Consider the following 12,520-nt stretch of genomic DNA (forward strand, 5'->3'; position numbering starts at 1 on the left):
CCTCCTTTTCATCTTCTCCCCGGAGTTCGCCTTGCGTCTGTTCCACACCTCCGACTGGCACCTCGGCCAAAACCTGCATGGCCAGGAACGCGACTTCGAACACGCCTGTTTCCTCGAGTGGCTGCTGGGCCAATTAAAAGCCGAGCAGCCCGATGTGCTGCTGATCGCCGGCGATATCTTCGACACGGTCAACCCGCCGCTCAAGGCCCAGGAGCGGCTGTACGACTTCATCATCAGCGCCCACGAACACAACCCGAAACTCACGATTGTGATGATCGCCGGCAACCACGACTCCGGCTCGCGCATCGAATTGCCCGCGCCGTTGATGCGCCGCCTGCGCACGCATGCCTTGGGCCGCGTGCTGTGGCTGGATGACGGCCAACTGGATGCCGAGCGCCTGCTGATCCCGCTGCCTGACGCCAAAGGCAAGATCGCCGCCTGGTGCCTGGCGCTGCCGTTTTTGCGCCCGGCGGAAGTCACCGGTGCGCACTTGGGCGACGACTACCTGCGCGGCATCGGCCAGGTGCATGAATGGCTGATTGCCGCCGCCAATGCCAAACGCAAAAAAGGCCAAGCGCTGATTGCCATCAGCCATGCGCATATGGCCGGTGGTTCGGTGTCGGAAGACTCCGAGCGCAGCCTGATCATCGGCAATGCCGAGGCGCTGCCCGCCAGCCTGTTCGATGCCAGCGTGAGCTATGTGGCCCTGGGCCATTTGCACAAGCCGCAAAAGGTGAACGGCGAAGAACGCATTCGCTACAGCGGCTCGCCGATTCCCCTGTCGTTTTCCGAAATCGGCTACAAGCATCAAATTCTCGATGTGATCTTCCAGGGCCAACGCCTGGTCAGCGTCGAGCCGCGCCTGATTCCGCGTTCGGTCAACCTGCAACGCCTGGACGCTGCGCCGTTGGCGGAGATCCTCAAGCAACTGGCGGATCTGCCCGACATCGACCTGCTCGCCGAGACCCAACGCCACCCGTGGCTGGAAGTGCGGGTGCGCCTGGACGAGCCGCAACCGGACCTGCGCCAGCAAATCGAAACCGCCCTGCAAGGCAAGGCCGTGCGCCTGGTGCGCATCGCCGCCGAATATGCCGGCAAGCGCGGCAGCGACGCCACCGACGACGAGCGCCTGGTCGAACTCGACCAGCTCACGCCCCAGGAGCTGTTCAGCCGCGCCTGGCAGGACAACTACGGCAGTGAAGTGGATGAACAGACCTTGAAGGATTTCGCCGTGCTGCTCCAGGAAGTGCAACAGGCGGGTGAACAGCCATGAAGATTCTTGCCATCCGCCTGAAAAACCTTGCCTCACTGGCCGGCCCGTTTGAAATCGACTTTACCGCCGAGCCTCTGGCCAGCGCCGGGTTGTTTGCCATCACCGGGCCGACCGGCGCGGGCAAAAGTACCTTGCTCGATGCCTTGTGCCTGGCGCTGTTTGGCGCGGTGCCGCGCCTGGGCGATACCGGCCAGGCCAAGATGCCGGATGCCGACAGCGACATTTCCATCGGCGACCCACGCACCCTGCTGCGCCGCGGCACCAGCGGCGGTTATGCCGAGGTGGACTTTGTCGGCGTCAGCGGCCGTCGCTACCGTGCACGCTGGGAAGCCAACCGCGCCCGCGACAAGGCCAGCGGCAAGTTGCAGAACAGCCGGCAAAGCCTGATCGACCTGGACAGCGACCAACTGCTGGCCAGCCAGAAGACCGAATACAAGACCCAGCTGGAACTGGCCCTAGGCCTGAATTTCGAGCAGTTCACCCGCGCGGTGCTGCTGGCGCAAAGTGAATTCAGCGCGTTCCTCAAGGCCAACGACAATGAGCGCAGCGAACTGCTGGAAAAGCTCACCGACACCGCGCTCTACACCCAGCTTGGCCGCCGCGCCTTCGACAAGGCCAAGGACGCCAAGGACGCGCACAAACAACTGCAAGACCAGGCCACCGGCGTGGTGCCATTGGCCGCCGAGGCCCGCGCCGAACTGGATCAACAGCTCGCCACGGCGCAGCAGCAGCTCAAGACCCAGCAGGCCCAGCTCAAGCAGTTGGAGTTGCAGCACACCTGGCTCAAGGAGTTGCGCGAATGGCAGGAGCGCCAACAGAGCGCGACTGAGCAACTGCAACGCGCGCAGGCCGATTGGGATGGCCAAGGCCAGCAACGCCAGGACCTGAGCCGCCTCGAGCACTTGGCGCCACAACGCCATCAGTTTGCTCGACAGGCTGAACTCGGCACGTTGTTGACGCCGCTCGCCGCGCAGATTCAGCAACACAGCGAGCAGCAAACCGCGTTGCACACGCGTCAGGAGCAGGCGCAAGCCCAGCAAGCGGCGGCCCAGGCGGCACTGGCGGAGGCGCTGAAGCACCAGGCCGACGCCGTGCCCTTGTTGCGCCAGGCCTTTGAAGCACAAAGCACCCTCGCCCACTTGACCAAGGACCTGGCCAAACGCACCGAGGACCAACAGCAACACGAAGTCGCCTGCACCCAAGGCCAGACCTTGTTGAAGGGCTTGCAGGACAAGCACACCCACGTTGCCGAACGCCTGCAACGCTTGGCTGCCGAGCTGGAGCGCAGCGCCGCCCTGGCGCCGCTGAGCGATGCCTGGAGCGCTTACCGCGACCGTCTGCAACAGCTGATGCTGATCGGCAATCGCTTGAACAAAGGCCAGAGCGAACTGCCGCAGCTGGAACAACGCGCTACCACCGCCGCCGAAAAGTTCGCTCAGCAGCGTGACGCGTTGGACCTGTTGTATCAGGAAGCCGGCGCCGAGCCACACGCGGTCGCCGAGCAGATCCAGCTACTGGCGAGCCTGCTGCAGGACAACCGCAAGCAGCAACGCGCTTTTGAAGACCTGACGCGCCTGTGGGACAACCAGCAGCAGCTGGATCAACAGGCCGCCAGCCTGACGCAGAAACTTGCGGACGCGCAGCAACAGCGCGAACAACTGAACCAGACCGGTCTGCAAACCAAGGCCGAGCTGGCCGTCGCCGAACAAACCTTGACGGTGACCAAGCAACTGCTCGAACGTCAACGCCTGGCCCGCAGCGCCAGCGTCGAGGAATTGCGCGAGCAGTTGCAGGACGACCAGCCCTGCCCGGTGTGCGGCAGTCATGAGCACCCCTATCACCAGCCCGAAGCCTTGCTGCAAAGCCTCGGCCGCCATGATGAGAACGAAGAAGCCACGGCGCAGAAAGCCGTCGACGTGCTCAAGGAAAAACTCACCGAGCTGCGCGGCGAAGTGGGCGGTTTGATCGCGCAACAAAAGGAGTTCCTGCAACAGCAGGAGCAACTGGCGACGCAGCAACACGCGCTCAAACCCAGCCTGGATGCACACCCGCTGTCGGCCTCGCTGTTCAACCAGGACGCCACCAAGCGCAGCACCTGGCTGGCCCAGCAACTGGCGCAGCTGACGCAAAGCATCACCCAGGACGAACAACGCCAGGGCGCCCTGCTCAACCTGCAACAAAATGCCGGGCGTTTGCAGCAGCAGTTGCAAGCCGCCCAGGATGCGAGCCAGCAAGCCCGGCAGTTGCTGGTGGACCAGCAACGCGAGCTCTCCAACGACCGCGAACGTCTCGACGAAGAGCTGCATGCCTTCGCCAGCCTGCTGCCCGCCGAAACCCTCGAAGGCTTGCGCCGCGAACCGGCCGCGACCTTTATGCAGCTCGACCAGCAGGTCAGCCAGCGTCTGGAGCAGCTGGGCCATCAGCGCGATGAACTGGCCGAGCAGCAGGAACGTCAACAGGCCATCGAGAAAGAACAGACCCATCAGCAGCATCGCCAGCAGCAACTGGACGTCTTGCATCAGCACGTCACCGAGTTGTCCGCGCAGCGACAGGCCGCGCAGGAGCAACTCACGGCGCTGCTGGGCGATCACGCCAGCGCTGAACAGTGGCAGCAGCAACTGGATCAGGCGGTGGCGCAGGCACGTCAGCGCGAAACCGACGCCAATCAACAGTTGCAAGACCTGCGTAATGCGCTTATTCAACTGGCTGCCGACCTCAAGGCGCAGCAGGAACGCCAACAGGCGCTGACTGCTGAGCAGCACAGCCTCGACGAACGCCTGGGCGAATGGCGGGCGCTGCACCCCGAGTTGGATGACGTCGGGCTTGCGCGCTTGCTGGCCTTTGATGACAGCCAGATCAGCGCGCTGCGCCAGCAGGTGCAACACAGCGAAAAAGCCGTCGAACAAGCCAAGGTGCTGTTGCACGAACGCGAGCAACGCCTCGCCGAGCATCAGGCCTTGCACAACGGCAACCTGGACGCCGAGCAACTCGATAGCAGCCTGGCCACGCTCAACCAGCAATTGGCCGAGGGCGAAAAACACTGCGCCGAGTTGCGCGCGCGCCAGGCCGAAGACCAGCGCCGCCAGGACGCCAACCACGCGCTGGCCGAACAGATCACCCAGGCTTATGAAGAATGGCAACGCTGGGCGCGCCTGAATGCGCTGATCGGTTCGGCCACCGGCGACACGTTCCGCAAGATCGCCCAAGCCTACAACCTGGACTTGCTCGTGCATCACGCCAACGTGCAACTGCGCCAGCTGGTGCGCCGCTACCGCCTCAAACGCGGTGGCAGCATGCTCGGGCTGTTGGTGATGGACACGGAAATGGGCGATGAACTGCGCTCGGTGCACTCGTTGTCCGGGGGCGAAACCTTCCTGGTGTCGCTGGCGCTGGCGTTGGGCCTGGCGTCGATGGCGTCCAGCACGTTGAAGATCGAGTCGCTGTTTATCGACGAAGGTTTTGGCAGCCTTGATCCGGAGTCACTGCAATTGGCGATGGACGCCCTGGACGGTCTGCAGGCCCAGGGCCGCAAGGTGGCGGTGATTTCACACGTACAGGAAATGCACGAGCGCATTCCGGTGCAGATCCAGGTCAAGCGTCAGGGCAATGGCTTGAGCACGCTGGAGGTCAAGTGAGCGAGGCGCTGCTGTATTCGTTCCGGCGCTGCCCGTATGCGATGCGCGCGCGAATGGCGTTGCGCTACGCGGGCGTGCCCGTGCAGATCGTCGAGGTGAGCCTGAAAGCCAAGCCGGCCGACATGCTCGCGCTGTCGCCCAAGGGCACGGTGCCGGTGCTGAGTGTGGACGGCCGGGTGATTGAGGAAAGCCTGGAGATCATGCATTGGGCCCTGGCGCAGCACGACCCTGATGACTGGTTGCTCAAGGGCGACCCGCGGGTGCTGGACCTGATCGCCGAGAACGACCAGGCTTTCAAACATCACTTGAATCGATACAAGTACGCCGAGCGCTACCCGGAGCAGCCGATGGAACATTATCGGGCCGAGGGTGAGGTGTTTTTGCACAAGCTGGAAGGTTTGCTGGCGGGGAATGAATACTTGTTGGCCGACCATTTGAGCCTGGCCGATGTGGCACTGGCGCCGTTTGTGCGTCAGTTCGCGCATGTGGATCGCGAGTGGTTTGCCGGCACGGAGTATCACCGGTTGCAGGCTTGGCTGCAGCGTTTTCTGGAATCACCGCTGTTTGTAGCGGTAATGGCAAAACCCTGAACCCAACACAATCACCTGTGGGAGCTGGCTTGCCTGCTCCCACAGGTGACCGTCGCTCAGCTCACGCTCAGTGCTGGGTCTTGTGATCCAGTGCGGCGTAGAAGTTGGCGCTTTGCTGCAGGTATTTCTGGGTGTAGGCGCTGGTGCTGGATTTTTTGCCGGAAACTTCCACGCTGGCGGCGGCAGGCAATGCCACGGTGGCGGAAACAGCGGAAGCGGCGATGATGGAGAAGAGGTTCAAGTTCATGTGGGTAACCCTTGTGTTCGTTGGTTTAGGTGGCCGGTAGAGGCCTTGGAACCCAACTTACGCCCGAGGGCTGAACCTTGGTAATGTTTTGAAACAGTAGCCGCTATTAATAGAATTAATACACCGAGTCAGGCCCCGCATAGCGGGGCCTGTGGCTTATTGACGCACCAGGAACTTCAGGTCACTGGGCGCATCGATCGGCAATTTCTGCACGGTTTTACCCAGCAGGCCGGTCTTGGGGTCGCGTTCGACGACCACGATTTCGTTGCTTTTCTGGTTGGCGATCAGCAAAAACTTGCCGCTCGGGTCCAGGCTGAACTCCCGCGGGTGGTCGCCTTCCACGGAACGGCGCTGCAGTTCCTTGAGGTGCGCGGTGGCCGGGTCGATGCTGAACACCAGCATCTGGTTGGCGGTGCCGCGGTTGCTCACGTACAGGAATTTGCCGTCGCTGGAGGCGTGCAGCGCCGCGCCGGCCTTGTCGGCCACCGGCTGCCCGGCAGCAAAGTCCACCAGTTGGGTCTGGCTGAGCTTGCCGTCGTTGTAATCGAACACGGCAACCTGGGCGCTCATCTCGGTGGTCAGCCAGGCATGCTTGCCATCCGCGCTGAACAGCAAGTGACGCGGGCCGCTGCCCGGTGGCATTGGCACGGCGGCAGGGTTGGCCGGGGTCAGCGGCAGTTCAGGGTTGGCCTTGGGGTCGTAGTGATAGGCAAACACCTTGTCGGCCCCCAGGTCCTGAACGAACACGTATTTGCCGTCCGGCGATGACACCACCGAATGCACATGGTTGGAGGCCTGGCGCTCCGGGTTTACCCGGCTGGAGGGATGCCCGCTCAGTTGCACCGGCGCCGACAGCTTGCCAGCGGCGTCAACCGGCAGCACCGCGAGGCTGCCACCCGGATCTTCGAGTACCGAATAGTTGGCAACGAACAGGTAACGTCCATCAGCGGCGAGGCTGGAATGGGTGGGTTCATTGCCCAGGCTCTGCACCTGGTTGATCAGGGTCAACTGATGGTTCTGCGGGTCAATGCTGTAGCTGCTGACCCGGCCAACCGGGTCTTTCTGGCCCGGGCCGTTCTCGTTGACCACGAACAAATGCTTCTGGTCTTTGGAGATCGTCAGCCACGACGGGTTGGCTGCCTTCGCGGCCAGTACCGGCTTGCCGCTGAATTGACCGGTACGGCTGTCAAACTGCAGGCGGTAGATACCCTCGCTGGTACCGGCGGTATAGCTGCCCACCAGCAGTTCATAGGTGTCTGCCGGTGCGGCTTGCACCGACATGGCACCGACACTGCCCGCCATCAGCAGGGGCCAGAATTTACGCATCATCATCCGCTTCATCCTCGTCGTTATTGTTGCCGGTGAACGCGCTCATGCAGATCAGGCGGTGCTCGCCCGAATCACCGGTAAGGGTCCAGCTTTGCAAGGTGTCATCGAAGGTGGCGGCCTGCACCTGCTCCAGGCTGAAACGCCAGCGTTTTTCAGCACGGCCGTCCATGGCGGTGATCAGCAAGGCCTGTTCATCAAAGGTGAAATCAAAGGCATGCAGCCCGTCGATTTCAAGCATGTCGGAAGTCTTCAGGACGGCAGGCAAATTATCGGTCATCACAGTCTTTCATCAGGTTCAAAGCGCTAATGATAGGCCAGTTTGCTGCCCGCACCTAAAGCCATAACGGGCTACCGCCTCCGGGCGACGCAGCGCATTACTTTGCAAGGGCGCGTTTTGCTCACCTGTAAAGGAATACCCATGACAGACCCGAACACCGTCCCTGCTGCACACCCGGCCCGACAAGCGGTTGAAGCCCGGTTTCTCACTCGCCCGACACTGCGCTCAGTCACCGCGCAGTTGCTGGCCGACCACTTGAAGGAAAAATACCCGCCGCTGAGCTATCCGCTTGCGGACCTGCGCCTGGCCATACCCCGTGACGGCGGCGGACGCAGCCTGTTCCCGCTGCTGGAGGTGGCGCTCAGTCACCTGGCCGATGGCAGCTTTCCCGATGTGTCCATGCGCTACGGCCTGGACTGTTACCTGGGCGACGCCACGGGTACCCGGCTGACCTTTGAAGCCAATGGCCGGCACGACTACGACCTGGCAGTGATCGAAGCCGTTATCAGAGAATTGCCGCTGATTCTGAGCATCGCCTTTCAAGACGCCCTGGCTGCCTACTGGAGCCAGGACACGGATGCCGGCGGCAGCCGCTGGCAGTGGCTGGCCCACGTGCTGCAAGGCGCGCTGCTCGACTCGGCCATTCGCCAGCCAGGGAACCTGGCACCGCAGCTCGATACCCTCGTCACACTGGCCCGCTACCCCGACCGCCGTACGCGCGCCCAGCGCCCCTGGCCGCAAAAGGCCGTGCGCGCCTATACCCTGGAAACCGTTCTGGAGCAGGCAGGCAGCCGACTCACCCTGCAAGCCAGCGATGTGCTGGTGGTCGCCCCTGCGCAGGTGTTGCTGTGCCGCGTATCGGGGCAGATCGAGGCGTACGCCGACCTCGATGCCTTCGGTCAGGCTTGGGGAATGCACCTGCAGCAGCGTTTTCGCGCGCAGCGGATGACCTGGAAGCAGTACGAGCCCGACGGCAATATTTTCGAGGTACAAGCCGCGCTCATACTCGAGGGGCAGCTGGACACTCTCGCGGCCATTGAGCTCCCGGCCGGGTCCAGCGTGCAGGCCCTGGAGCTGCGGTTTGCTGGCGCTACAAACCCGGCGCAGGTCTTCAGCCACTCGACCACCACACCGCTGGCAACCCTGAATTCGATTCGCGCAGCCCTGCCCGCCTGGCTGCAGCACGCCGGCGCGGCCGAGCGCCTTGCCTACCGTCAGTGCCTGCTTGAACAGGCCGCAATCCGCCGCTTGACCCTTGGCGATTCAGACGTCGACAGCCTGGAAACCCTGCGCAGCTATGCAACCGAACATTTGAATCAGCAACTGTGCCTGGATCGCAGCGTCGCCCTGGGTGGCCAACGTGCCTGCGACGATGCCGCTCGGTCGAGCGGCTACCACGCCGACGATTTGCAACTGACCTTTCACGTGGCGGTGGGCACTCTGGCCGGCGGTTATGTCGAGCCGGTGACCCTGAGCCTGGTCGATCTGGCCCTGAAAAACCTCTCGGGCGCGCCCAAAGGCCGTATGACACTCAGCCACCGCACCGGCCGGGTAATCGAACCCTGGCTGACAGCCGACGGCCTTCGCCAACTGGTCCAGCGTGTCGACATCGGCAAAAATTACCCTCATTACCTGCGCCAGGCGCTGCTCAGCGATACCGAGGCCGCACAAAAACGCACACGACTGTTCGAACAGCAACGGCCGGTGCAGCTGAAAACCCAAGCGCTGGAGCACAAGCTAAAAGGCGAAGCAGGCCTGACATCGCGCGGCGTTCAGTGGGTGGAGGCCGTGCTGAACCCGACCCCCACGGGGCGCCAGGTCGGCGGCGAAAGCCTCGTCATGCGGGTGCTGGCCTTGGTGCGCAAGCCCGGCGCCACGGCGGACGTGGTGCAAAACATGTTCATCATCGAGCCCCTCGATACGCAACGAGGCCCGCACCTGCTGTATCGGCCGGCCTATCGCGACTCGCTGCTGGAGTTTGCCAGTCGCGACAGCCTGCTGGCCGCCCTCGTACGGCCCGGCGCGTTGCAGGACAGCGTCTTGACCTGGTTGCCGGACTCGGCCAGGGCCATCTACAGCAACGGTGGGTTTACCCAGCCCCACTACGTGCGGGTCGGCCTGGGCTCGGAATTCGATCCGCTGCCGCGCGTGCCTGAACCGGCACAATTGGCCGCCGCGGGCGACCAGAGCAGCGACGAAATCCTCCAGGCCCTGAACAATGGCAGCCTCATGGAGTACCTGTTTGGCTGCGAGACTCAGCAACTGCTGGCGCAGGCTGAGCGCGAGTCCACGTCCAATAGCGAGAGCCGCTGGGCGTTGATCCTGGAAGGTATGCAGCTGGGCTTTAACACCCTGCTGATGGCCGTGCGCGGGCCACTGGCGGCAATCGGCTGGCTGATGCAACTGGTGCAGGGCCTCACGCACGATGTGCCAGCGCTGGAAAGTGACGACCCTCAGACGCGGGCGCTGGCGTGGGTCGACCTGCTGCAAAACATCGCCCTGCTGCTGGTGCATCAGGGCTCGCTGACGGCGGCGCCGGTGCACGCTGCACGTGAGGAAGCCTTGCCCACGCAGCCGGCGTTCCGGCGAGCAGTTTTCGGCCCGGCAAGCAGCCCGCCGGCGATCATTGAACGTGGCACGGTCGGCCTGCCTTCCGAACCGCCCGGCGGTGGCCGCACGCTGCTGGATTTCGATCATTCGCTGGCCAGTGACGCTGCATCGGCAGCGCTGCTGGAAAAACTGCGGGCATTCAGCGTGCCCTGGCCACAGCCCGCACCTGCACAGGTCCGCCTCGGGCGTCACTTGGGTTTGTACAACCTCAACGGGGTCTGGCATGCCTCGGTCGGTGGTTTGCTGTTCAGGGCCAGCATCGTTCCCGGTTTTGGCGACGTGTATATCGTGCACCCCGAAAAAATCGACCACCCCGGCATCAAGCTTTGCACCGATGGAAAAGGCCATTGGACACTGGACCGCGGCCTTAAGCTGGTAGGCGGTGGCCCCAAGCGGATGGCGGCCTTGCGCGAGGAAAACCAGCGTAGAAAAAACGAGCTGCTCGCACGCGCGCAGGCACTCGATACGCAAATAACCCCCTTGATGGCGCCCTTCCTGGCATCGATGGAGCGCATGTGGTCCGCCGCCACCGCCTTGAAAAACCAACGCAAAACCGTGCAATTGGTCTGGAATCTTCTGCAAAAAGCGCCGCCCGAGCGGCGGCCCGCCCTGTCGGCGCGGCACCAGCAGGAGACCCTGAACCACCAGCAACGACGCACCGAGTTTCAGATTCTGCTGCAGAACCTCGAAGACCAATTTGCCCAGTCCCTCCCCCCACGCCTGGAAATGGTCAAGGTGGGCCAGGAACTGGAAAAGGTCGGCGGCGCCGGCGTGCACGTGCTTGATCGGGCAAAAATCCTGGGGACCATCTGGAACCAGCAGTCGGCCATCCAGACGTTGTTGGTGGACCGGTTGAACGCCATGCGTTTTTCCAGCGCGGGCGAGCCCATGGGGCAGATGGCGCGCAGGATGTTTGTCGACAACCTGCTGGGAGACACCGCCGTCTACGACGAATACATCCGCAACACGGTTGAATCGGCCAATATCCGCGAGCACATGGCCGAGGTCGCGGCGGCCATGGAGCATACGCTCGAACAACTGGAACATGACTCGGTGGCGGGCCGTGTCATCCGCCAGGAATGCCTGACGCTGATCCAATACCCGCAGAATTTTTTCGCCAACAACCTGAGGCTCGGTGCGCTCAATTACCTCGCCGCCGCCACCCTGGCGACGGCCGACCGACGACTGCCACCCCTGGAGGAGTTTTACCTCAACCGCCTCGAACAGAGCGACCTGGCCCAAGCCCTGCAGTCTCATGTGGAAGTGCGCAGCGGTGCCGAGTACCCGCTGGCCGAGCAACGTAATGTGTATGAGACGGTCCTTGACCGGTACCGCCGTCATGAAGATGCGATTCGCGCCCTCAAGGCCCTCAACCCTGGGCGCCTGCGCCCGGAGGCCGAACGCCTGCTGAGAGGCCTTGAATTTGCCCAGGCGCTTGCGCAAAGCGAACTTGAAGCGGTGGTACGCAAGCAGGAAGAGCTGGACGTCGAGCTGCCCTTATCGAAAACCCTGCGTCCCAAAAACCCGGCCAAGCGCGTGTTCAAAACCCGCAAAAAGGCGTACTTCATCGGTGAGTTCAAGCCTGCCGATGCCCAGAACAGCCAGGAGCAGCTCACCCTCACCGACGCCTTGACCGGCGAAACCATTGCCTCGTTCAGCCGCCACGAAGACGGGTGGGCCAACACCGCCAAGTACCCGGCGGCTGCCCCGGCAGGCACAGCCCAAGGTCGCTCACTGGCAACCCTCAAAGGCCTGGCCCAGGCGCTGATCGAACAACGCAAAGGCATTGAACAGCTGATCACGGCCGAGCAGCAAAAACTCGACTCGCCGCTGACCCGTCAACATGTCGATCCGAGTGGCTGGAATGAATTGCTGATGGGCCACGCCGGAAAGCTCACGGCCTTGGCCGATGAGTTGGCACGCGACCATTTGGCGCAAAAGACCGCGGTGCAACGCCTGATCGATGAATACCGGGCACACGCCCGGGACATCGGCCGGCTGGCGCAGCGCGTGTGCAGTGAGGCGTACAAACGGCAATGGCCGACTCAGGAGAGCCTCAATTACCTGTGGGAACAAAAACAGATCGACATCAACCTGACCAGCCTGGCCGACCCGCAACGCCCGACCCTCAGCGGCGACTTCTTCACTGAGTACGCGGTGTACGACAAGGCCAAAAAACCGCCGGTGGTGTTGTGGTATGCGCACTTTCATTACGCCAACGCCGACGCCCTGCCCGCCGACTACACGCGGGCCCACCTGAAGCTGCCGGAACAGCGCAAGTACACACAGAAGGACCTGCTCAAGCAACATGTCCAGGCCGACCTTCATACCCGCACGGAACCCGGCGGCGAACCGCTGACCCACATTCTGTATGTGCTGATTACGCCGCCCGTGGATCAGTTGTTCCTGGCAATCGCGCCAATGCCACGGGCCCTTCGCTGACGCCGTGCCCTGAGCATTGCGCTGGGCCACTTCACAACCTGAGATGCCGTGGGGGCAGGGCCGGTGAACCCTTGCACCACGCCCCTCCCCGCCGTGGTGGGGGTTCTTGGGCAACAA

7 protein-coding genes are annotated in these 12,520 nt (G+C 63.0%); 4 read left to right on the plus strand and 3 right to left on the minus strand.

Translation table 11 applies throughout. The annotated features are described in order from the left end of the window. The first annotated feature begins 31 nt into the window (after window positions 1-31). Genes NTD89_RS11560 through NTD89_RS11570 form a run of 3 tightly spaced genes read left to right on the plus strand, consistent with a single transcriptional unit; the run spans window position 32 to window position 5,498 of the window. Window positions 32-1,273, plus strand: coding sequence for an exonuclease SbcCD subunit D C-terminal domain-containing protein (locus tag NTD89_RS11560; RefSeq protein WP_262207726.1), 1,242 nt, complete (start codon window positions 32-34; stop codon window positions 1,271-1,273). Beyond that, window positions 1,270-4,908, plus strand: coding sequence for an AAA family ATPase (locus NTD89_RS11565; protein WP_262207728.1), 3,639 nt, complete (start codon window positions 1,270-1,272; stop codon window positions 4,906-4,908). Before NTD89_RS11560 ends, NTD89_RS11565 begins: the two co-directional genes overlap by 4 nt. Further along, on the plus strand, window positions 4,905-5,498 hold the full coding sequence (locus tag NTD89_RS11570; protein WP_262207730.1) for a glutathione S-transferase: 594 nt from the start codon (window positions 4,905-4,907) through the stop codon (window positions 5,496-5,498). Before NTD89_RS11565 ends, NTD89_RS11570 begins: the two co-directional genes overlap by 4 nt. Before the next feature lie 67 nt (window positions 5,499-5,565). Here NTD89_RS11570 and NTD89_RS11575 read toward each other — a convergent pair whose 3' ends face one another. The 3 genes from NTD89_RS11575 to NTD89_RS11585 all read right to left on the minus strand — a co-directional run bounded on the left by NTD89_RS11575 (window position 5,566) and on the right by NTD89_RS11585 (window position 7,351). After that, a complete protein-coding gene (locus tag NTD89_RS11575; protein WP_145166200.1) occupies window positions 5,566-5,745 on the minus strand; it encodes a hypothetical protein in 180 nt (59 codons plus the stop codon). 156 nt (window positions 5,746-5,901) lie between these two features. Further along, window positions 5,902-7,077 carry a lactonase family protein gene (locus NTD89_RS11580; RefSeq protein WP_262207732.1) on the minus strand — a complete coding sequence of 392 codons (1,176 nt, stop codon included), beginning with the start codon at window positions 7,075-7,077 and terminating at the stop codon, window positions 5,902-5,904. Further along, window positions 7,064-7,351 carry a DUF5629 family protein gene (locus tag NTD89_RS11585; protein ID WP_119735885.1) on the minus strand — a complete coding sequence of 96 codons (288 nt, stop codon included), beginning with the start codon at window positions 7,349-7,351 and terminating at the stop codon, window positions 7,064-7,066. Before NTD89_RS11585 ends, NTD89_RS11580 begins: the two co-directional genes overlap by 14 nt. Window positions 7,352-7,492: 141 nt before the next feature. Here NTD89_RS11585 and NTD89_RS11590 point away from each other — a divergent pair, with 141 nt between their 5' ends. Further along, window positions 7,493-12,403 carry a hypothetical protein gene (locus tag NTD89_RS11590; RefSeq protein WP_262207736.1) on the plus strand — a complete coding sequence of 1,637 codons (4,911 nt, stop codon included), beginning with the start codon at window positions 7,493-7,495 and terminating at the stop codon, window positions 12,401-12,403. Window positions 12,404-12,520 lie beyond the last annotated feature (117 nt).

Origin of the sequence: Pseudomonas sp. 14P_5.3_Bac1 (assembly GCF_025466135.1) — a bacterium.
Taxonomy (GTDB): Bacteria; Pseudomonadota; Gammaproteobacteria; order Pseudomonadales; family Pseudomonadaceae; genus Aquipseudomonas.